Annotated in this window: 22 protein-coding genes; 19 read left to right on the top strand and 3 right to left on the bottom strand. The window is 43.6% G+C overall.

From position 1 onward, the window contains the following. Positions 1-226: 226 nt before the first annotated feature. Positions 227-808, bottom strand: a complete 582-nt coding sequence (locus OCV24_RS09410) for a Maf family protein (protein WP_150877834.1) — start codon at positions 806-808, stop codon at positions 227-229. Positions 809-957: 149 nt separating this feature from the next. Between OCV24_RS09410 and yceD the strand changes: the two genes are divergently transcribed. The 15 genes from yceD (at position 958) to OCV24_RS09335 (ending at position 14054) form a co-directional block, all read left to right on the top strand. Beyond that, positions 958-1485: a 23S rRNA accumulation protein YceD gene (yceD, locus tag OCV24_RS09405; RefSeq protein ID WP_017054983.1), complete on the top strand. Its 528-nt coding sequence runs from the start codon at positions 958-960 to the stop codon at positions 1483-1485. Positions 1486-1520: 35 nt separating this feature from the next. Further along, complete coding sequence (gene rpmF, locus OCV24_RS09400) at positions 1521-1691, top strand: 50S ribosomal protein L32 (protein WP_004737376.1); 171 nt, start codon at positions 1521-1523, stop codon at positions 1689-1691. 9 nt (positions 1692-1700) lie between these two features. After that, on the top strand, positions 1701-2726 hold the full coding sequence (plsX, locus tag OCV24_RS09395; RefSeq protein ID WP_017054984.1) for a phosphate acyltransferase PlsX: 1026 nt from the start codon (positions 1701-1703) through the stop codon (positions 2724-2726). Positions 2727-2731: 5 nt separating this feature from the next. Further along, entirely contained in the window at positions 2732-3682 is a 951-nt protein-coding gene (locus OCV24_RS09390) for a beta-ketoacyl-ACP synthase III (protein ID WP_017054985.1), read from the top strand. Positions 3683-3762: 80 nt separating this feature from the next. Further along, positions 3763-4686, top strand: coding sequence for an ACP S-malonyltransferase (fabD, locus tag OCV24_RS09385; RefSeq protein WP_017054986.1), 924 nt, complete (start codon positions 3763-3765; stop codon positions 4684-4686). A 25-nt stretch (positions 4687-4711) separates the two neighbouring features. After that, positions 4712-5446 (top strand): 3-oxoacyl-ACP reductase FabG, encoded by a 735-nt coding sequence (fabG, locus tag OCV24_RS09380; RefSeq protein WP_029626769.1) that lies wholly within the window; start codon positions 4712-4714, stop codon positions 5444-5446. Positions 5447-5612: 166 nt separating this feature from the next. Then, the gene (gene acpP, locus OCV24_RS09375; protein WP_004737381.1) at positions 5613-5846 is read left to right on the top strand and encodes an acyl carrier protein; all 234 of its coding nucleotides are present in this window, start codon (positions 5613-5615) and stop codon (positions 5844-5846) included. A gap of 93 nt (positions 5847-5939) precedes the next feature. Then, the gene (gene fabF / locus OCV24_RS09370) at positions 5940-7184 is read left to right on the top strand and encodes a beta-ketoacyl-ACP synthase II (RefSeq protein WP_010437291.1); all 1245 of its coding nucleotides are present in this window, start codon (positions 5940-5942) and stop codon (positions 7182-7184) included. Between the two features lie 104 nt (positions 7185-7288). Beyond that, entirely contained in the window at positions 7289-8167 is an 879-nt protein-coding gene (gene pabC, locus OCV24_RS09365; protein ID WP_150877836.1) for an aminodeoxychorismate lyase, read from the top strand. Then, positions 8164-9180 carry an endolytic transglycosylase MltG gene (gene mltG, locus OCV24_RS09360; protein WP_137008033.1) on the top strand — a complete coding sequence of 339 codons (1017 nt, stop codon included), beginning with the start codon at positions 8164-8166 and terminating at the stop codon, positions 9178-9180. Before pabC ends, mltG begins: the two co-directional genes overlap by 4 nt. Positions 9181-9190: 10 nt before the next feature. Then, positions 9191-9823, top strand: coding sequence for a dTMP kinase (gene tmk, locus OCV24_RS09355; RefSeq protein WP_017054990.1), 633 nt, complete (start codon positions 9191-9193; stop codon positions 9821-9823). Positions 9824-9829: 6 nt separating this feature from the next. Continuing rightward, positions 9830-10795 carry a DNA polymerase III subunit delta' gene (locus OCV24_RS09350; RefSeq protein ID WP_137008032.1) on the top strand — a complete coding sequence of 322 codons (966 nt, stop codon included), beginning with the start codon at positions 9830-9832 and terminating at the stop codon, positions 10793-10795. After that, a complete protein-coding gene (locus OCV24_RS09345) occupies positions 10786-11553 on the top strand; it encodes a TatD family hydrolase (RefSeq protein WP_102507155.1) in 768 nt (255 codons plus the stop codon). Before OCV24_RS09350 ends, OCV24_RS09345 begins: the two co-directional genes overlap by 10 nt. Before the next feature lie 444 nt (positions 11554-11997). Continuing rightward, positions 11998-13428, top strand: coding sequence for a PTS glucose transporter subunit IIBC (gene ptsG, locus OCV24_RS09340; RefSeq protein WP_017054993.1), 1431 nt, complete (start codon positions 11998-12000; stop codon positions 13426-13428). A 224-nt stretch (positions 13429-13652) separates the two neighbouring features. After that, positions 13653-14054 (top strand): hypothetical protein, encoded by a 402-nt coding sequence (locus OCV24_RS09335; RefSeq protein WP_137025213.1) that lies wholly within the window; start codon positions 13653-13655, stop codon positions 14052-14054. A 128-nt stretch (positions 14055-14182) separates the two neighbouring features. Here the strand turns inward: OCV24_RS09335 and OCV24_RS09330 are convergent, their stop codons facing one another. Continuing rightward, the gene (locus tag OCV24_RS09330; RefSeq protein WP_137025214.1) at positions 14183-14776 is read right to left on the bottom strand and encodes an outer membrane protein; all 594 of its coding nucleotides are present in this window, start codon (positions 14774-14776) and stop codon (positions 14183-14185) included. Positions 14777-14921: 145 nt separating this feature from the next. On the opposite strand from OCV24_RS09330, the gene cydH reads away from it, so the two are divergent. Together cydH and OCV24_RS09325 are read left to right on the top strand one after the other, a co-directional pair. Next, positions 14922-15011, top strand: coding sequence for a cytochrome bd-I oxidase subunit CydH (gene cydH, locus OCV24_RS20805; protein WP_099049783.1), 90 nt, complete (start codon positions 14922-14924; stop codon positions 15009-15011). 41 nt (positions 15012-15052) lie between these two features. Then, complete coding sequence (locus OCV24_RS09325; RefSeq protein ID WP_046222715.1) at positions 15053-16261, top strand: patatin-like phospholipase family protein; 1209 nt, start codon at positions 15053-15055, stop codon at positions 16259-16261. Between the two features lie 143 nt (positions 16262-16404). Here OCV24_RS09325 and pyk read toward each other — a convergent pair whose 3' ends face one another. Continuing rightward, on the bottom strand, positions 16405-17853 hold the full coding sequence (gene pyk / locus OCV24_RS09320; protein WP_046222716.1) for a pyruvate kinase: 1449 nt from the start codon (positions 17851-17853) through the stop codon (positions 16405-16407). A 318-nt stretch (positions 17854-18171) separates the two neighbouring features. Between pyk and mlc the strand changes: the two genes are divergently transcribed. Beyond that, on the top strand, positions 18172-19389 hold the full coding sequence (gene mlc, locus OCV24_RS09315) for a sugar metabolism global transcriptional regulator Mlc (protein WP_150877838.1): 1218 nt from the start codon (positions 18172-18174) through the stop codon (positions 19387-19389). Positions 19390-19548: 159 nt separating this feature from the next. Continuing rightward, the gene (locus OCV24_RS09310) at positions 19549-20490 is read left to right on the top strand and encodes a chemotaxis protein CheV (RefSeq protein WP_150877839.1); all 942 of its coding nucleotides are present in this window, start codon (positions 19549-19551) and stop codon (positions 20488-20490) included. Positions 20491-20626 lie beyond the last annotated feature (136 nt).

Here is a 20626-nt window from a genome sequence, read left to right as displayed (position 1 = left end):
TGAGTGTCAGACGCATCAAATTGAAAAGGTTGACGAATATCGTCAACCTTTTTTGTTTTATCTGTTGTAGAAGATCCCCAACTCGCCCGTTCCTCGCTCTTAAGGATGACAACTTTTTAAAGTCACGTTCTATAACATTAGCTGATTAGATAAAGTTTAGTGCCCCGTCATTCCCTAGACTGACGAAGGAAGGAATAGGGAATCTCTAACAAAGAGAGTGTATCCGTTACAACACACTCATTCCTTGCGTTTCTAACATATCGATGAGATCGATCAGCGGCAAGCCGATCAAAGTATTCGGGTCTTTCCCTTCCATCTGCTTAAACAACGCGATGCCTAACCCTTCACACATAAAGCTACCTGCGCAGTAATAAGGCTGTTCTTTCTCGACATAACTCATGATCTGTTGCTTAGTTAAATCGCGGAAATGCACAACAAAGGTGTCGAGACGCGTGTCAGCTTCATTGGTCTCGTTGTTCCAAACCGAAAGCCCAGTATAAAAAGTAATGCTCTTGCCGCTTTGACGAGATAACTGCTCGATCGCTTTTTCTCGAGTGTGAGGCTTACCTATGATCTCTCCATCAATCACACAAACCTGATCAGAGCCAATGACTAAGCTAGGTTGCTCCACAGTACAAGACTTAGCTTTGGCCTCGGCAAGGCGCATCACTAACTGTTGAGGTGCCTCTTCTGGAAGCGGCGTTTCATCGCAGTCTGGCTTGGCTGTAATGAAGCTTAACTGTAGTTTTTTGAGGATCTCTTGCCTAAATGGTGATGTAGAGGCTAAAACTAGTTGGTAATTTCTCATTTTAATTTACAATTCAAGGAAGCATTTATCTCAGGATAACGTAACTTGTCCTGCTATTCATAATGCTCTGAATAGGAAAGGCAGGAAAGTACATTTTTTTTGCCATTTCCTTTGACTAAACATGATTTGGAAGATAAGATTCGCGCCCTATGCAAAAGGAAAAAATACCGCGTACAGTTGATCCGGCAAGAACGGCTCAAAAACGACTCGATGTGAATGGTATCATTCAGGTCAGTCTTTTGAAGCGTTTAACTGAAGCAACTGAAGGCGTAAAACGTGACGCGCAAGTCTCAATGTCATTTGGGCTTGATGAACAACGATTAGTCGTTATCTCTGGTAAAGCTAACGTCGAAGTCGATTTAGAGTGTCAACGTTGTAATGAGGTTTTCGCACATGAGTGCGATGTCCAATTTACTTATACTCCTGTTTACAGTGAGAAAAGTGAAGAGGAAGCACCGGAAGAGTACGATTTGGTAGATCTGAACGAGTACGGTGAGTTAGACCTGATTCAATTAGTTGAAGACGAGTTCATCCTTGGATTGCCACAAATAGCAATGCACGACGATGCGAAATGTAGCGTTAACTCAAATAACTTGGTGTTTGGTGAACTTCCTGAAGAAATTGAGGAAGACAAAAAGCCGAATCCATTTGATGTTTTAAAAAGCTTAAAGAAGTAATTACTTCTTTAAGAATTTACATAGGAGTAGGGTCAATGGCCGTACAAAAGAGCAAGAAATCACGTTCAATGCGTGGCATGCGTCGTTCACACGATGCGCTAACTACAGCTGCACTTTCTGTAGACGCAACTTCAGGTGAAACTCACCTACGTCACAACGTGACTGCCGAAGGTTTCTACCGCGGCAAAAAGGTTATCAACAAGTAAGGTTGACCTTTGCAAAATCTAACCGTTGCGCTTGATGCAATGGGCGGGGACTTCGGTCCTCGTGTAACAGTGCCTGCCGCCGTGCAGGCACTGTCGTATTTCCCAGAGCTAAAAGTCATTCTAATAGGTGATCGAAACGCGATCACATCTCAATTATCTTCATTAGGTCGAATGCCTGATTCTCGTTTGAGTATCCAGCATTGTGATCGAGTCATTTCCAATTCTGAAAAACCTTCACTAGCCTTACGTAATAGTCAGGGTAGCTCTATGCGTGTCGCTATCGATCTGGTTGCCGAATCACAGGCTGATGCTTGTGTGAGTGGTGGTAACACTGGCGCACTGATGGCTTTATCCCGTTTCAGACTCAAACTTCTTCCCTGTATTGATAGGCCTGCATTGGTTTCAGCTTTGCCTACTGCATCCGGAAATCGCACATGGATGCTTGATTTAGGGGCGAACGTTTCTAGTGACGCAGATTCACTCTTTCAGTTTGCTGTCATGGGCAGTGCATTAGCAGAACAACATTTAGGTCGCGCACCACGTGTCGCTATCTTGAATATCGGTGCAGAAGAAATTAAAGGCAATGACCTTGTAAAACGATGCGCTGAAATGTTGTCTAATACTCAGTCTGTGAACTTCATAGGCTATATTGAGGGTAATCAATTACTTCAAGATGCTGCTGATGTCGTCGTATGTGATGGTTTTGTGGGCAATGTCTGCTTAAAAACGTGCGAAGGTACGGCTCAGCTCTTTATTGATAAGCTAAAAACGCGCATGATGGCTTCAACAATAAAGGGTTGGATAGCCAGAATGCTGTTTTCTGAGCTATTTACTGAATTAAAAACCTTGAACCCCGACCAGTATAACGGCGCAAGTTTGTTAGGATTGCGCGGCATTGTCATTAAAAGTCATGGAAGTGCTGATGTGTCTGCAGTCGTCAACGCGATTGGTGAAGCAGTACACGAGGTCAAACGACAAGTCCCCAGCCGCATTAGCGATCGTTTGGAAGCGGTTTTACTCGAGAGGCATTATTAGTCTTCATGTATAGCAAAATTTTAGGTACTGGCAGCTACTTGCCATCTCAGGTGCGTACTAACGCAGACTTAGAGAAAATGGTAGAGACTAGCGATGAGTGGATCGTTGCTAGAACTGGTATTAAAGAGCGTCGTATTTCAGCGGAAAACGAAACCGTTGCTGATATGGCGTTTTACGCTGCTGAAAATGCCATTGAAATGGCAGGTATCGACAAAGAAGAGATTGATTTAATCATCGTTGCGACAACCAGCAGTAGCCATACATTCCCGTCTTCGGCTTGTCAGGTACAAGGCAAGCTTGGTATCAAAGGCTGCCCTGCGTTTGATTTGGCTGCGGCGTGTTCTGGTTTTGTCTACGCACTGTCTGTTGCTGATCAACACATCAAGACTGGCATGTGTAAGAACGTTTTGGTAATTGGTGCTGATGCACTGTCAAAAACCTGTGATCCGACTGACCGCTCTACTATCATCCTATTTGGTGATGCAGCAGGCGCGGTGGTTGTAGGCGCAAGCGAAGAGCCAGGTATTTTGTCTACTCATATTTACTCTGACGGTAAATACGGTGAGCTTCTAAGCTTAGAAGTACCAGAGCGTGGCGGTGATGCAGACAAATGGCTGCACATGGCGGGCAACGAAGTATTTAAAGTGGCGGTAACTCAGCTTTCTAAGCTAGTTAAAGACACATTAGCGGCGAACAATATGGATAAGTCAGAGCTTGATTGGTTAGTTCCACACCAAGCGAACTACCGTATTATCTCGGCAACCGCTAAAAAGCTGACGATGTCGCTTGATCAAGTAGTGATTACTCTTGATAAGCACGGCAACACGTCAGCAGCTACCGTACCTACGGCTCTTGATGAGGCTGTTCGCGACGGGCGAATTAAACGTGGTCAAACGCTTCTACTTGAAGCATTTGGCGGCGGCTTCACTTGGGGTTCTGCGTTAGTTAAATTCTAACCCCAAGCGATAATCAACAAACAAGGCACATAACTTATGTGCCTTATTCAATTTTTTGCTTTGCTTAAAGGAAAATTACAATGAGCAAGTTTGCTATCGTATTCCCAGGCCAAGGTTCTCAAGCTATCGGTATGCTTGCTGACCTAGGCGAACAGTATGATGTTGTAAAACAGACATTTGCTGAAGCTTCAGAAGCACTTGGTTACGATCTATGGGCATTGGTTCAAGATGGTCCAGTAGAAAATCTAAATGAAACTTTTCGCACTCAACCGGCTCTATTAACAGCGTCTGTTGCAATTTGGCGTGTATGGCAAGAGCTTGGCCTAGAGCAACCTGTAAATCTAGCAGGTCACAGCCTAGGTGAATATTCTGCACTTGTATGTGCTGGCGTTATCGACTTTAAAGAAGCGATCAAGCTGGTTGAACTACGTGGTCAACTGATGCAAGAAGCGGTTCCTGCAGGTGTTGGTGCAATGTACGCAATCATCGGTCTAGACGATGAAGCGATTGCTAAAGCGTGTGAAGAAGCTGCGCAAGACGAAGTTGTGTCTCCAGTTAACTTTAACTCTCCTGGCCAAGTTGTTATCGCAGGTAACAAAGCAGCAGTAGAGCGTGCTGGTGCACTATGTAAAGAAGCGGGCGCTAAGCGTGCACTTCCTTTACCTGTTTCTGTGCCGTCTCACTGTGCACTGATGAAACCTGCAGCAGACAAGCTAGCAGTGGCTCTAGAAGCGCTAGAGTTCAACACGCCAGCATTGCCTGTTATCAATAACGTTGATGTTGTTGCTGAAACAGACCCTGCGAAAATTAAAGAGGCACTTGTTCGTCAGCTATACAGCCCAGTCCGTTGGACCGAAGGCGTACAAGCAATGAACGAGCAAGGCGTTGAGAAGCTACTAGAATTAGGTCCAGGTAAAGTTCTTACTGGTCTAACAAAACGAATCGTAAAAACTATGACAGCTGCTGCAGTTAATGACACTGCATCACTAGACGCTGCTAGGTAATTAATCACTTAATAGAGAAGTTATGATGAATTTAGAAGGCAAAGTTGCACTCGTTACAGGCGCAAGCCGTGGTATCGGTCGTGCAATCGCTGAACTTTTAGTTGAGCGTGGTGCTAAAGTTATCGGTACGGCTACTTCTGAAGGCGGCGCTGCTGCAATCAGTGAGTACCTAGGTGAGAGCGGTAAAGGTCTTGCTCTTAATGTAACAGATGTTGACTCAATTGCTGCTACACTGAAAACCATCAACGATGAATTTGGTGCAATTGATATTCTAGTTAACAACGCTGGTATCACTCGTGATAACCTACTGATGCGTATGAAAGACGATGAGTGGAATGACATCATTGATACTAACCTAACGCCTATTTTCCGCATGTCTAAAGCTGTATTGCGTGGCATGATGAAGAAGCGTCAAGGTCGTATTGTTAACGTTGGTTCTGTAGTCGGTACTATGGGTAACGCTGGTCAAGCTAACTACGCAGCTGCAAAAGCAGGCGTAATTGGTTTTACTAAATCAATGGCTCGTGAAGTTGCGTCTCGTGGCGTTACAGTGAACACTGTAGCTCCTGGTTTCATCGAAACTGACATGACTAAAGCGCTAAATGATGACCAACGTGCAGCAACTTTGGCGAATGTACCAGCAGGTCGACTAGGTGACCCTCGCGAAATCGCTGAAGCTGTGGTATTTTTGGCGTCACCTGCGGCAGCTTATATCACAGGTGAAACACTTCACGTCAATGGCGGTATGTACATGGTGTAAATTATGTGCAACATTTGTGCATGATTTAAGTCAAGATCATACGTAATTTCGGTTAAAATCGTGAAAATTGTGGTTTGACCAGAAAAGTTGACCTTGCAACTTTCAATAGATTGAATAAACTACGGAAAACATCGCATAAAGCGAACTCTGTAAAGGAAAAGAAAAAATGAGCAACCTCGAAGAACGCGTAAAGAAAATCATTGTTGAACAGCTAGGTGTAGACGAAGCTGAAGTTAAAAACGAAGCTTCTTTCGTTGATGACTTAGGTGCAGATTCTCTAGACACAGTTGAGCTAGTAATGGCTCTAGAAGAAGAATTCGACACTGAAATTCCAGATGAAGAAGCTGAGAAAATTACTACTGTTCAAGCAGCTATCGATTACGTAACTAGCGCTCAGTAATAATCTCTCCCAGGCGGTCACCTCGACCGCCTGTGTTTTATCTAACTCATCTATCCTCATCTTAAATCACCTCAATCCCCGGAGTGTAAAATCGTGTCCAAGCGTCGTGTAGTTGTCACTGGCATGGGTATGTTGTCACCGGTAGGCAACACTGTAGAATCTTCTTGGAAAGCCCTGCTAGCTGGTCAAAGTGGTATCGTTAATATCGATCATTTTGATGCAACCAATTTCTCAACTCGTTTTGCAGGTCTAGTTAAAGACTTTAACTGCGAAGAGTATATGACTAAAAAAGATGCTCGTAAGATGGACTTGTTCATCCAGTACGGCGTCGCAGCAGGTATTCAAGCTTTAGATGATTCAGCCCTAACTATTACTGAAGAAAACGCTCCACGTGTGGGTGTTGCTATCGGTTCTGGTATTGGTGGTCTTGGTTTGATCGAAGCAGGTCACCAAGCTCTAACTGAAAAAGGCCCTCGTAAGATCAGCCCGTTCTTCGTACCGTCGACGATCGTGAATATGATTGCTGGTCACATGTCTATCATGCGTGGCCTACGCGGTCCAAACATCGCGATTTCTACTGCATGTACGACTGGCCTACATAACATTGGTCACGCGGCTCGTATGATTGCATACGGCGATGCTGACGCAATGCTGGCGGGTGGTGCTGAAAAAGCATCAACGCCACTAGGTATGGGCGGTTTTGGTGCGGCTAAAGCACTGTCTACTCGTAACGATGAGCCTCAAAAAGCTTCTCGTCCATGGGACAAAGGCCGTGACGGCTTCGTTCTTGGCGACGGTGCAGGCATGATGGTTCTTGAAGAGTACGAACATGCGAAAGCTCGTGGCGCTAAGATTTACTGTGAGCTAGTTGGCTTCGGTATGTCGGGTGACGCTTACCACATGACATCTCCAAGTGAAGATGGCTCAGGTGGCGCACTAGCAATGGAAGCGGCTATGCGTGATGCTGGCATTACTGGTGAACAAATCGGTTATGTAAACGCACACGGTACTTCGACTCCTGCAGGTGATGTAGCGGAAGTTAAGGGCATCAAGCGTGCTCTTGGCGAAGCAGGCAGCAAGCAAGTATTGGTTTCTTCTACGAAATCAATGACAGGTCACCTTCTAGGTGCTGCTGGTTCTGCTGAAGCTATCATCACGGCAATGTCTCTGGTTGACCAAATTGTTCCACCAACAATCAACCTAGATGATCCTGAAGAAGGCTTAGATATTGACTTAGTACCTCACACTGCGCGTGAAGTTAGCAACATGGAATATGCTGCATGTAACTCATTCGGTTTCGGTGGTACAAACGGCTGTTTGATCTTCAAAAAGATTTAATCATCTTATTAAAGACGCAAACACTCGTAGATAGTCACAATTAGACTTGTTTTTAAACGGCTTGATGCTTTAGCATTGAGCCGTTTCTTTTTATGGGGAAAAACATGTTTTGGGTTGATGGAGAAAGCCAGCAAACTATCGATATTTTGGATCGCTCATTTCAGTACGGAGATGGCTGTTTTACGACAATGCTCGTGAGTAATGGTGAGGTACAACATTTTCACGATCATCAGCACCGTGTCGACGAGTGCCTTACAGCGCTGCGCATTTCTGCTCTTGATTGGGATGTTGTTAGTCTTTGGCTCGATACTGCACTTCAATACATCCAACATAGCGCTCTTCATGGCAAAAAGAACCTTGATAGTTCAGGCAAGCTCGATAACGCAAACAAGCCTCATAATCAAAAAGCAGGGATCAAGCTGCATGTTAGCCGTGGCGCTGGTGGGCGTGGCTACAGTACCAAGAATATCGCCAAGCCGACAATCACCATCAGTACCTTCGATTACCCCAGTCATTATTCAGCGTGGCAAGACTCAGGTGTTGAACTCGGTATCTGTCATCAAGCGTTAGGTTTGAGCCCACTACTTGCTGGCCATAAGCACAATAATCGTCTTGAGCAGATTTTGATGAAAGATGAAATGGATCAGGCTAATGAAGTGGATGGTGTGGTTCTTGATATATCGGGCAATGTGATTGAAACCACCATGGCCAATCTGTTTTGGCGAAAAGGTCAGGCGATATACACACCTCAACTCACTCAAAGTGGGGTCGCGGGGGTTATGCGTAAGCAAGTGTTAACCGCGCTGAATCAAGCTGAACTTTCCGTTGCAATTAGTGACTATTGCTTATCTCAACTCATGCAAGCTGATGAGGTTTTCATGACCAACTCCATCTTAGGGGTTGCCCCAGTTACCCGTATTAGTGATACCCAATTTAACATTGGAACCGTTACTCGTAACCTTCAAGGACAACTAAACTCGTGATCAAAAAGTTATTTATTTTTATTATCTTGTGCTTAATTGCAGCCGGTGCTGCTGGTTTTTATGTTTACAACCAAGCGCAAGATAACCTGAAACAAGTTATTCAATTAGAAAAACCACAAGTCGTGACTGTTGCTTCAGGTAGCAGCTTTAGCCGCGTTCTAGCCCAGTTGATTAACGAGGGGCTGTTTGAGGCTTCTCCTTACGAGAAATTAATCCGTAAGTTACATCCTGAGCTTGTAGACGTCAAAGCGGGTACTTTCCTGCTTGAACCGGGTTTAACCTTAGAGCAAGCGCTACAGGTGCTTGTAGAAGGGAAAGAACACCAGTTTACTATTACCTTTGTTGAAGGCAGTCGTTTTGACGAATGGCTTGTTCAGCTAAAAGATAACGAATTCATTCAACAGACATTGGATGGCGTTTCTGAAAAAGAGATCGCTGAAAAGTTGGGTATTGAAAACGAAAAGCTAGAAGGTCTCTTCTTAGCAGAAACGTATCACTACACCTACGGCACCACTGATTTAGATTTGTTGAAGCGCGCGCATCGAGACCTAATGAGCGTGGTGAATGAAGAGTGGGAAAATCGAGCGGATAAGCTGCCTCTTAAATCGCCATACGAAGCGTTAATTCTTGCATCTATCATTGAGAAAGAGACCGCTGTTGCGTCAGAACGTGAGCGTGTTTCTTCTGTGTTTGTTAACCGTTTGAACAAGCGTATGCGTCTACAAACAGATCCTACGGTTATTTACGGTATGGGCGATAGCTACAAAGGCAACATCCGTAAGAAAGATTTACGCACGCCAACGCCATACAACACCTATACAATGAGTGGCTTGCCACCGACACCTATCGCTATGGCAGGCAAAGCGTCTATCAACGCGGCGTTGAATCCAGAGAAGAGCAACTACTTGTATTTCGTTGCGAGTGGAACAGGAGGTCACGTATTTTCAAAGAGTTTGACAGAGCATAACCGTGCAGTGCGAGCTTACTTAAAGCAATTAAGAAAAAATAGATAAAGAAATAATTATGAATCAGTCGAAATTTATCGTGGTTGAAGGCCTTGAAGGCGCAGGTAAAAGTACAGCAATTAATGCCATCGTTGAGACATTAAAAGCATCGGGTGTTGAGGATATTGTTAATACTCGCGAGCCGGGCGGTACTGTCTTAGCTGAAAAGATGCGTTCATTGGTTAAAGAAGAGCACGAAGGCGAGAAGCTTCAAGATATGACTGAATTACTGCTGATGTACGCAGCACGCGTTCAATTAGTAGAAAACGTTATCAAGCCAGCACTCGACAGTGGTAAGTGGGTATTGGGTGATCGCCACGATATGTCTTCTCAGGCTTATCAAGGTGGTGGTCGTCAGATAGCACGCACGACTATGGAATCACTGAAAGCAACCACTCTAGGCGGCTTTAAACCAGATCTCACTTTATACTTGGACTTAGACCCGCGAGTAGGACTTGAGCGTGCTCGAGGTCGTGGTGAGCTAGATAGAATCGAAAAGATGGATATCTCATTCTTCGACCGTACTCGAGAGCGTTACTTAGAGATCGCAGCACAAGACGAAACGGTTCTTGTGATTAATGCACAACAAGAGATAGAGCAAGTGGCTGACGATATTAAACAAGCGCTCAGTTCTTGGCTCGATAAACAGTAGGTGGTCATGGCTGAAGTGTATTCTTGGCTCACTCCCGTATGGAGTGAGTGGAAAAAAAGTCTCGATGCTGATCGTTTTCCTAATTCGGTGATTGTTAATTCACCAGAAGGGCTTGGCGTTGATGCTTTGATTGAACAACTTACCGCGGCATTAATGTGTACTAACTACGAAAGTGAGTCTTGCGGGTTTTGTCATAGTTGTGAACTGATGAAATCGGGAAGTCATCCTGATTTCCACGTGATTGCGCCTGAGAAAGAAGGTAAGTCGATAACAGTTGACCAAGTGCGTGCGAGTAACCGCTGGGCCCAAGAGTCTTCTCAGTTGGGTGGTTTGCGAGTCATCTTGCTTAATCCCGCTGAATCAATGAACGAATCTGCGTCGAACGCGCTTTTGAAAACATTAGAAGAACCCTCGAGTAATTGTATTTTTATTCTTTCAACGCGTAGTAGTAATCGTTTAATGCCTACCATCCTAAGCCGTTGCCAACAGTTTAATGTAGTTAGCCCACAATTGGAGGTAGGATCGGCGTGGTTAGATGGTGAAGTAGGTAAAGCGGTTCCGCAGTATATTTTAGCTCTTAATGGCAATGCACCTTTAAAAGCAAAAGCGATGTTTGAGCAAGGTGGCGTTGAAGCCTCAACAAAAGTGCTCGATGGCTTTGTGAATGTCATCAAGGGAACTCAACCTGACATGTTAAAGTTCTCTACAGAGCTTAGCAAAGATCCTTTGATTCAATTGGGTTGGCTATGGCATCTACTGTCGGATGTACAGAAGCTTCACTTTGGCTTAGTCAATCAAGCCGTGACACCTAGCGCGAAAACACTGGTTGAAGTGATGTCTTACCAAAGTGCTTACGCTGCATCGAATAAACTGCTTATATTGATTGAGCAGTTAAAGCAACACCCTGGGCTCAATATGGAGCTACTCATAATGAATTGGCTGATAGCCACTTGCGAGGAAACATGTTCGTAGATTCCCACTGTCATTTAGACAAACTGGATTATCAAGATTTACACACAAGTGTAGAAGACGTTGTGAACAAGGCGAAAGCAGCAAACGTAGACCAGCTGCTGTCTGTTGGTGTGACACTGGATTCGTTTGAAAATATGCTCGAGATGATCTCGCCGTTTGATAACGTTAAAGCCTCTTGTGGCGTTCATCCTCTCGATGTAGAGAGTGATTTCTGTTTAGAGAGAATGCGTGAATACGCTAGCAACCCAAAAGTCGTTGCGATTGGTGAGACAGGACTAGATTACCACTATCAACCTGAGACGGCTGAGTTACAACAGCTGAGATTTAAACAGCATGTTGCGTTGGCCGTAGAGCTTAATAAGCCTTTGATTATCCATACACGTAACGCGCGTGAAGATACTCTCGCTATTTTACGTGATGGTGGCGCAGAAAAGTGTGGTGGTGTGATTCACTGCTTTACCGAAGATCAAGCGTTCGCTGAAGCGGCAATGGAGTTAGGCTTCTACATATCAATTTCAGGTATTGTGACCTTTAAGCAGGCTACAGAACTTAAAGAAGTTGTTAAGAACCTACCGCTAGACAGGTTACTGATCGAGACGGATTCTCCATACTTGGCACCCATTCCATATCGTGGCAAGCAGAATCAGCCCGCATATGTCGTAGAAGTGGCAGCCTATATTGCGCAGTTGAAAGGTTTATCGATGAAAGAGGTTGCTGAACAAACAACCAAAAATTACCAGAAACTTTTTTTGCGATAAAAAACTAGGTCAGTAAATAAAAGGGAGCAAAAGCTCCCTTTTTGTGTTTTTGATCACCAAAAGTGCGTTTTTTTTTAATGTTTACTAATTATGTTGAACTTGAGAGCGCTATTTATAACATTTGTAATTTTGTTACTAAAAATAACATTTACCTTTATTTTATTCACTTAGTAAAATAATAAGGGTGTCAAAATAAATCCTTATATTTCAATTGTTTGTATGGTTGAAAAGCATTTCATTTCTAGATTTGACATGTGATCCAAGACGTGTTTTGAAACTAAATTTCGTAAGTGACTAGAAAGTTAGTTACCCATCAATATATATTTAGCGGCAGAAAATATAATGCAATACATGGTTACATTTTCGCGGGGTGCTAACATATAGGCTACGGGGGTGTGCCGTTAGAACCCATATAATTATTTTATCTTTATCAGGAGCATAAACATGTTTAAGAACCTTTTTGCCAACTTGCAAAAAGTCGGTAAGGCTCTGATGCTACCAGTATCAGTTCTTCCGGTTGCGGGTATTTTGCTAGGTGTCGGCGCAGCAAACTTTAGTTTTCTTCCAGAAGTGCTTTCTCACTTAATGGAACAAGCGGGTGGTTCAGTCTTTGGTCAAATGGCTCTGCTATTTGCTGTTGGTACTGCACTTGGTTTTACAAACAATGACGGTGTAGCAGGTCTTGCTGCTGTTGTTGGTTACGGCATTATGGTTGCTACATTAAAAGTAATGGCAACGGTAATGGGTGTTGATGGCATTGAGACTGGTGTACTTGGTGGTATCCTTGCTGGTGGTGTTGCTGGTTGGGCTTTCAACAAGTTCTACCGTATTCAACTTCCAGAATACCTAGGCTTCTTTGCTGGTAAGCGTGCAGTGCCAATCGTTACTGGTTTTGTATCTATCGCTCTAGGTTTAGTTCTTTCTGTAATTTGGCCTCCAATCGGTGGCGCAATTGCGACATTCTCTGATTGGGCTGCAAACCAAAACCCAGTAATGGCATTTGGTATCTACGGTGTAATCGAACGTTCTCTTATTCCTTTTGGTCTTCACCATATCTGGAACGTACCATTCTTCTACGAAGCGGGTTCTTGTGTTAACAACGCTGGTGAGCAGGTAAATGGTATCATGACTTGTTTCCTTACAGCTGATGACGCATCTCGCGCTGCTGGTAATGGTTTCGGTCAACTAGCTGGTGGTTACTTATTCAAAATGTTCGGTCTTCCTGCTGCTGCAGTTGCAATTGCACATGCAGCAAAACCTGAAAACCGCGCTAAAGTAATGGGTATCATGGCTTCTGCTGCGTTAACTTCATTCCTTACTGGTATTACAGAACCGATTGAATTTGCATTCCTATTTGTTGCTCCAGTGCTTTATGCTATCCACGCTGTGCTTGCTGGTGTTGCATACATGCTAACTAACGCACTAGGTGTTGTTCACGGCCACACATTCTCAAATGGTTTCATTGACTTTGTCGTTCAATCTCCACGCGCTGAGAATATGCTTCTTCTTGTTGGGCTTGGCCTTGTTTATGCGGTTGTTTACTACATCGTATTCCGCACCGTGATTAAAGCTCTAGACCTTAAAACTCCAGGTCGTGAAGACGAGTCTGAAGAAGAGTCAGTTGCGACTGGTTCTGAACTTGCTGGTGAGCTAGTTGCTGCCTTCGGTGGTAAAGCGAACATCACGGGTCTTGACGCTTGTATTACTCGTCTACGTGTTGCAGTTGCTGATACAGCAGTTGTTGACCAAGACAAACTGAAGAAACTAGGTGCAGCAGGTGTTGTTGTTGTTTCTGGTGGCGTTCAAGCTATCTTCGGTACTAAGTCTGACAACCTTAAGACAGACATGGATGAGTGGATCCGTAACAACGGTTAATTCACTGATTCAATAAATGGAAAGGAGGCCGAAAGGTCTCCTTTTTTTTGCTTGATGAAACACTTTCTAAGTTAACCCTTCCTGATCAATCTGTTATCGCTTAACTCTATGCATTGATGTTCAACTTGCCCACTCTGGGGATCTGTTGTCATTTAACTTAATGATGACACCTCTGTCTATTATTTACGTAACCTAACGTTTTTGTAAGACAGTCTGGAAATATTATGAAACATCGTTACTTGTTCGGCCTTATGTGCTTCAGTGGAGCCTCGTTTGTTCATGCCGCAGATCCAAATTTAGAAGCTGGTCTAGCTATTGATCAAGGTTTGAGTGCCGTTGTGGAGTTTGACCAGAAGTACCGTGCAACCATCGGTAACGACGGCGCGGCATTCGACTACATTTGGAAACGTGGTCAGTTTAAAACGGAAGTTCCGTTAAATTGGTACGTAGGTGCAGGTGCTTGGGCTGAGTGGAATGACGATTTTGGTTTAAGAGTACCGTTAGGAGTGAAAGTTAATTTTTACGAAGGTTGGAATGCTTACGCACAAGTTCACCCTGAGCTAGACATGTACAAAGGCGTCGAGTTGCAAGTCGGCGGTGCTCTGGGTGTCACCTATAAGTTCTAAAGTGAACTTAAACTGTTTTTATAGTGAAAAAGCCAGCATCGCATGAAGTTGGCTTTTTTGTTTTGTTAGGTCTTTATGCCTCATGCGAACTGAATAGCCTAGAAAGCGTGGCTTAAAAACGGTTTGGTTTAGAAAGTAAAGCTCAGTCCGACATTCGCTTGGAATTGGTTCATCCAATCGGTATCAAATCGGATAATACAGTCTTGCCCCGTGCTGGGTACGTTACAAACCCCAGACGTGTCGTTGTCGACCACAGTACCTAGCCAACGCACTTGAGTGTTAAGTGCTAAGCGGTCACTAAATTTGTACTCTAAGCCACCAAAGATAGAGGTTGAGAATCCAAATTTATCTTTCGCCCAGTCTACATCTACGTAAGATGCACCAATCCCCAAACCTAGGTACCCAGACAACACCGGAGAAGCAGGGTAGTAAATACTGCTTTGAAAGTGTAGGTATTGAATTGAGGAGCTTAGGTTGAGTTTTTCTAGCTCTGAGCTCTGGTTAGAATAGAAAAAGCCGATGCGACCTTTATCAAGTGGCGTTTCAATCGCAAAGGTGTAGTTTTCAGACGGTTTCATGTCGTAGTTTTTACCATCCTGGTCTTCGACACTACCGCCACCGGTATAACCCACCATCGGGGTAATGATGATCTCCGGCGAAGCATACACACTCGATACGGAGAAAAGCGCAATAAGCGCCATCATATTTGCTTTGTTATTCATGAGTATATCCTTATCCATACACTTACTAATTGTGATGGTTACATCAATATTGTGCGACTAATTTCGACGATTCTTGAAGATACTTCACACACCTGATAATAATTAAACAGTGACTCGACAAATTAATAATAAGCCAGAGGTGTCTATGGACCATAATCTGAAAAACGCCCTACAAATAACAGTGTTAATTTACACAATCATTCTTTCATTCGGCTTTATCGCAATTGGTAGTTAATACTATTTGTGGAGAGGCCGGGTTTTATACTCAGGGAATAAATGAATAGTGGTATTATAACCAATATTGATACAGCAATAGATTTGGATTACTACGCTAAGTTTATTGCTGGAAAAACTGCACTGGTTGCTCAAGGGGGCGGACAGAGAGGCATTTTCACCTCAGGGGTACTGGATGCGTTCCTGATCTCTAACTTTGACCCTTTCGATGAGTTTTTTGGCACTTCTGCTGGCGCTCTCAATTTATGCGCTTACCTATGTCGTAATAAAGGCTTAAGTCGTTCTTTTGTCCTCGAACTCACTACTTCTCCAGAGTTCTTTAACCTATTTTCTTATATACGACATCGAAAAAAGTTGGGGTTAGAGTGGGCCTTAGAGAAAATCATGGCCTATCCATATAAGCTCGACCTTGATTTGGGAAGACAAACGTTGGGTGATCGTCAACTCTTTGCCGCGGTCACCGATTCGAAAGATCTTCAAGATTACTACTTTCCTGTATTAAGTGAAGATTGGTACAAGGTAATGGTTGCCACGTGCGCCATTCCACGTCTATATAATGATGAAATACGTATTGGAAACGGTTCTTATGTGGATGGTGGTGTGTCAGCATCTATTCCTGTACAAGAAGCTTGGCGACGCAATGCTCGTTCTATCGTCGTAATTAGAACTGAGCCTGCGTTTGAACTAAATCCGGTCCATAGCAAGCCAATTTTACCTGTAAAAAATAAGACGCTATCTTTAGAAGAACTTGAATGGTTTCGCGGTTCGTTTAATAACGTTCACGGTCATTGGCAACAAAAAGTGGACCAATGGAAAAACGATTGGACATCGTTTTTTCAACAACAAATCTTGAGCTCAAAAGAACAAAAGAGAGATAGGGTACATTTAGATCTTCTAAATGGCGGTCGATGGTTATTTGGTGCTGATGATATCTATCGTTTAAGTCATTTGATTGGTGATAAATTTGATTCAGGATTAGCTGATATGTTGATGGTTCATTACCAAACTTACTCGTTGACTCAGAACTTCCTTAACTCACCTCCCGATGATACTTTTGTGGTTCAGATAGCACCTAGTCAAACGCTTAAATCGAGCTCATTAATGAGTCATAAAGATGATTTACTGCATGATTACGAATTGGGGTTAGAAGCTGGCTATCGTTTTGTTGAAACTTATTCTTCCACTGACAACGCTCGTAGCTCACATACGCCACATTTGGTAACCGATGCTGCCGGAAAAAAATACTTGTAGAAAAGTTTTTTGAAATGGAGAGGGTTATTGAACTTGGTCCGATAACCCTTTCTTTTTTATTTGCTCTCGAAAACCAAAACTTTAAACACTGAATAATTAGCCTTCGGGCTTTAGATGATTGAACAAACTTGAAGATTTTAGAGTTAGGTTACAGGCAGAATTCTCATACAGTTGGTCGATCCGGCTACATCCATAATGTCCCCTTGTGTGATGATCACTAGATCGCCACATGTGAGATATCCTTTTTCTTTCAAGCAGGCGAGCGTAGAGAGCGCAATATCAAGGCTGTCTTTGGCTTCTGTTTCAAAGTAAATTGGGGTAACCCCTCTGTACAATGTGCAACGGTTAAGTGTGCTTTCGTTACGAGATAGTGCGTAGATGGGCATATCGGCGCTGAGGCGTGACATCATCAGTGCTGTGCGTCCGGATTCAGTGAGAGTGACCACGCCTTTAATTCCTTCCATATGGTTCGCAGAGTAAATGGTCGCCATCGAAACGGTTTCTTCAGCCGTTACAAAGGTACGATCAAGACGGTAATTGGAGTGGTTGTTAATACCCGCCATCTTTTCAGCGCCAATACAGACTTCTGCCATTGATTTCACGGTTTCGACTGGGTAATCGCCTGCTGCTGTTTCACCGGAAAGCATTACGGCATCCGTCCCATCAAGTACGGCATTCGCTACATCCATGACTTCTGCCCGAGTTGGCATTGGAGCGGAGATCATCGACTCCATCATCTGAGTTGCGGTGATCACTGTTCGATTAAGCGCCCCTGCACGACGTATAAGCTGTTTTTGTACTCCAACCAACTCTGGGTCACCAATCTCTACTCCTAGGTCACCACGGGCCACCATGACCACATCTGAGGCCATTATGATGTCATCCATGTTCTCAATAGTGGCGACTGTCTCTGCTCGTTCCACTTTAGCCACAAGATGAGCCTCTAAGCCGGCTTCATGTGCGAGTTGACGCGCGTAATGCATATCTTCGCCATTGCGAGGGAAAGACACCGCTAGGTAATCCACTTTGATTTGTGCTGCGGTTACGATATCGCGCTTGTCTTTTTCTGTCAGCGCTTCTGCGGATAAGCCACCCCCTTTTTTATTAATCCCCTTGTTGTTGGAGAGAGGGCCTCCGATGATCACTTCAGTGTGGACTTTACACCCTTCGACACTGGTCACTTTTAATTGAACACGACCATCGTCGAGTAATAAGATGTCGTTAGCTGATACGTCGTTTGGCAGCTCTTTGTAATCGAGGCCAACGGCTTGTTGGTTGCCTTCACCTAAACCTAGGTTACTGTCTAGAGTGAACTGGTTTCCGACGGCTAATTGGATCTTGCCATCTTTGAATGTCGACACACGAATCTTTGGACCTTGCAAATCTCCTAAAATGGCGACTTGAGTGCCGAGCCGTTTAGCTATCGCTCGAACTTGTTCTGCGCGTTGGATGTGATCGTCGCTGCTGCCGTGAGAGAAGTTCATACGGACGATATTGGCACCGGCTTTGATGATAGCTTCAAGCACATTACCTTTATCTGTTGAAGGGCCTAGTGTGGTGACGATTTTCGTTTTTCTTAATGCGGCTGTCATGAATACTCCTAGAGTGAGGACTGTAATCTGATTTAAGGCTGAATTAAGTATATGCATTAATTGATAATTTATTGGGAGCTTGGAAGGTATTTCTCCAATTATCCACAATGATTGGATTCATGCCTCAGTCGTGATGTTTTTTTTCGAAAATTAAGTCTTAATTTCTCAATTTGGATGATAATTCTTCTCGAACTATTTGACTCGATACACAAAGATTCATGTATATACGTGATACTGGTCACGGCGATATACCAAGTGACTTCACAATTACTTCGCAAAGTAAAAAAATTATCCAGTTGATGATTTTTGGAGCGTAAAATGTACATGGCTCAACCGGGCCATATTGATCATATCAAACAGGTCAATGCTGGTCGTGTATATAAACTAATTGACCTTAAAGGTCCTATTTCTCGTATCGATTTGTCCAAGCAAAGTGAGTTGGCTCCGGCGAGTATTACTAAAATTACCCGTGAACTCATTGAAGCTCACCTTATTCATGAAACGACGGTTCAAGAAGCCACCACTCGTGGGCGTCCGGCTGTCGGTCTGCAAACCAATAACGAAGGTTGGCAGTTTCTGTCGATGCGTCTTGGTCGTGGATACTTGACAATTGCTCTGCATGAATTGGGTGGTGATGTTCTTATCGATACTAAAATCGATATTCATGAACGTGACCAAGACGATGTGCTTGCTCGCTTATTGCATGAGATTGATGAATTCTTCCAAACCTATGCTGAACAACTCGATAGGGTAACCAGCATTGCGGTTACGCTACCTGGCCTTGTGAATTCTGAGCAAGGTATAGTGTTGCAGATGCCACACTATAATGTTGAAAATTTAGCGTTAGGGCCGGAGATCTATAAAGAAACGGGCTTGCCAGTCTTTATTGCCAATGACACCCGAGCATGGGCATTGGCAGAGAAGCTGTTTGGTAATTCACAAGACAACGACAACTCTGTTCTTATCTCGATTCACCATGGTTTAGGTGCCGGGATTATTCTTGATGGACGTGTTTTGCAAGGGCGTCATGGCAATATCGGTGAACTGGGGCATATCCAGATCGATAAAGAAGGCAAGCTTTGTCATTGTGGTAACCGAGGCTGTTTAGAAACGGTAGCGAGTTCACAAGCGATACGTGACCAAGTGAAAGCAAGACTCGCAAATGGTGAAACATCAACCTTGTCTGTGTTTGAAGATGTCACCATTGAGCAAATCTGCGCGGCAGCAGCCGGTGGAGATGAGTTAGCCGTCGAAGTGATTGAGCAGTTAGGTCGCTACCTAGGTGCGGCGATTGCGATTGTGATTAACCTATTCAACCCAGAGAAAATATTGGTTGGCGGTGTTATTAACCAAGCAAAAAGTGTCCTATACCCTGAAATTCAAAAGTGTATCGAAGAGCAGAGTTTATCGGTTTACCATCAAGACTTAGAGTTGGTGGAGTCTCGTTTTTATAAGCAGGCGACCATGCCGGGTGCTGCGCTTATCAAGCAGGCTTTGTACGATGGTCAGCTATTGATGAAAGTTATTGAAGGTTAGCTTCTTTACTACTGTTATAGTCTACTCCAACCATACACCTAAGCTTCGTATTGCAGTATTTTTGGTACTTAGTTTAAGTATTCTGTGATTGGCGCTTTGTGTTATCCTATTGAAGTAGGCTATTGTAGCCAAAGTTATTATTTGTCACTAAGGTGTTGTATGTCTGGAGTTTTAAATTCGGTTGATCAAAGAACCAAACTGGTAGGTGAAAACCGTCTGGAACTCTTATTATTCAGTTTAAATAGTCGTCAATTATTTGCGATTAACGTGTTTAAAGTGAAAGAAGTCCTAAAATTGCCAGTACTCACTCGCTTTCCAGGCTCCCATCATAATATTACCGGCGTTGCTTCTTTGCGCGGTGAGTCCGTACCTGTAATTGATTTACGTAGTGCGATAGGCTTTCCGCCATCACGTGCCGATTCTCAAGAAAGTAATTTGATTATTACGGAGTACAACCGAACCGTTCAAGGTTTTTTGGTTGGGCAAGTTCGTAATATTGTGAATACGATGTGGACTGAAATCCAGCCACCACCGAAGACAGCAGGGCGTGCAAACTACCTAACAGCGATTACGCATATTCAAGAAGAAGATCAACATAAAATTGTTGAGATCATCGATGTTGAAAAGGTACTAGCTGAGATCATTGATTACGATGTTTCTATCTCTGAAGGGATTTTAGACGAGCAGCTCGCCAATGAGATGGTTGGACGTAACGTTCTTATTGTTGATGACTCTTCAACAGCACGTAACCAGATTAAAGGCACTTTGTCACAACTCGGCCTGAATATTATTGAATGTTGCGATGGCTTAGAAGCTTTGAATCTGCTTAAGGGATGGTGTGACGAAGGTAAAGACATTAATCAGGAAATATTGTTGATGATTACCGATGCTGAAATGCCTGAAATGGACGGCTATAAACTGACTCATGAGGTTCGTAGTGATCCAAGAATGCGTGACTTATTCATTACGCTAAATACTTCATTAAGTGGTAGTTTCAATGAAGCAATGGTTGAGAAAGTAGGGTGTAATCGCTTCATTTCTAAATTCCAACCAGACCTATTAGTTGAAGTGACTCAAGAACGAATGCGCCAGATTTTGTAAGTAATACTGCTAATGGTTTATAGAGCCTTTAAGAAAAGGCTTACGGCGGATAGCGTTGAGGTATTATTCAATAATTTGAACTGAGCTGAACTGAAGGGAAGCAGATGCTTCCCTTTTTCGCTTTTAGCGTTTATGA

The organism is Vibrio kanaloae (assembly GCF_024347535.1).
Taxonomy (GTDB): Bacteria; Pseudomonadota; Gammaproteobacteria; order Enterobacterales; family Vibrionaceae; genus Vibrio; species Vibrio kanaloae.
This window is presented reverse-complemented; position numbering and strand designations above follow the sequence as displayed.

Bases quoted from the DNA above. Each gene is read 5' to 3' on its own strand.
- OCV24_RS09410 (WP_150877834.1), bottom strand. From the start codon at position 808: ATGAGAAATTACCAACTAGTTTTAGCCTCTACATCACCATTTAGGCAA.
- yceD (WP_017054983.1), top strand. From the start codon at position 958: ATGCAAAAGGAAAAAATACCGCGTACAGTTGATCCGGCAAGAACGGCT.
- rpmF (WP_004737376.1), top strand. From the start codon at position 1,521: ATGGCCGTACAAAAGAGCAAGAAATCACGTTCAATGCGTGGCATGCGT.
- OCV24_RS09390 (WP_017054985.1), top strand. From the start codon at position 2,732: ATGTATAGCAAAATTTTAGGTACTGGCAGCTACTTGCCATCTCAGGTG.
- fabD (WP_017054986.1), top strand. From the start codon at position 3,763: ATGAGCAAGTTTGCTATCGTATTCCCAGGCCAAGGTTCTCAAGCTATC.
- fabG (WP_029626769.1), top strand. From the start codon at position 4,712: ATGAATTTAGAAGGCAAAGTTGCACTCGTTACAGGCGCAAGCCGTGGT.
- acpP (WP_004737381.1), top strand. From the start codon at position 5,613: ATGAGCAACCTCGAAGAACGCGTAAAGAAAATCATTGTTGAACAGCTA.
- pabC (WP_150877836.1), top strand. From the start codon at position 7,289: ATGTTTTGGGTTGATGGAGAAAGCCAGCAAACTATCGATATTTTGGAT.
- tmk (WP_017054990.1), top strand. From the start codon at position 9,191: ATGAATCAGTCGAAATTTATCGTGGTTGAAGGCCTTGAAGGCGCAGGT.
- OCV24_RS09350 (WP_137008032.1), top strand. From the start codon at position 9,830: ATGGCTGAAGTGTATTCTTGGCTCACTCCCGTATGGAGTGAGTGGAAA.
- OCV24_RS09345 (WP_102507155.1), top strand. From the start codon at position 10,786: ATGTTCGTAGATTCCCACTGTCATTTAGACAAACTGGATTATCAAGAT.
- ptsG (WP_017054993.1), top strand. From the start codon at position 11,998: ATGTTTAAGAACCTTTTTGCCAACTTGCAAAAAGTCGGTAAGGCTCTG.
- OCV24_RS09335 (WP_137025213.1), top strand. From the start codon at position 13,653: ATGAAACATCGTTACTTGTTCGGCCTTATGTGCTTCAGTGGAGCCTCG.
- OCV24_RS09330 (WP_137025214.1), bottom strand. From the start codon at position 14,776: ATGAATAACAAAGCAAATATGATGGCGCTTATTGCGCTTTTCTCCGTA.
- cydH (WP_099049783.1), top strand. From the start codon at position 14,922: ATGGACCATAATCTGAAAAACGCCCTACAAATAACAGTGTTAATTTAC.
- OCV24_RS09325 (WP_046222715.1), top strand. From the start codon at position 15,053: ATGAATAGTGGTATTATAACCAATATTGATACAGCAATAGATTTGGAT.
- pyk (WP_046222716.1), bottom strand. From the start codon at position 17,853: ATGACAGCCGCATTAAGAAAAACGAAAATCGTCACCACACTAGGCCCT.
- mlc (WP_150877838.1), top strand. From the start codon at position 18,172: ATGTACATGGCTCAACCGGGCCATATTGATCATATCAAACAGGTCAAT.
- OCV24_RS09310 (WP_150877839.1), top strand. From the start codon at position 19,549: ATGTCTGGAGTTTTAAATTCGGTTGATCAAAGAACCAAACTGGTAGGT.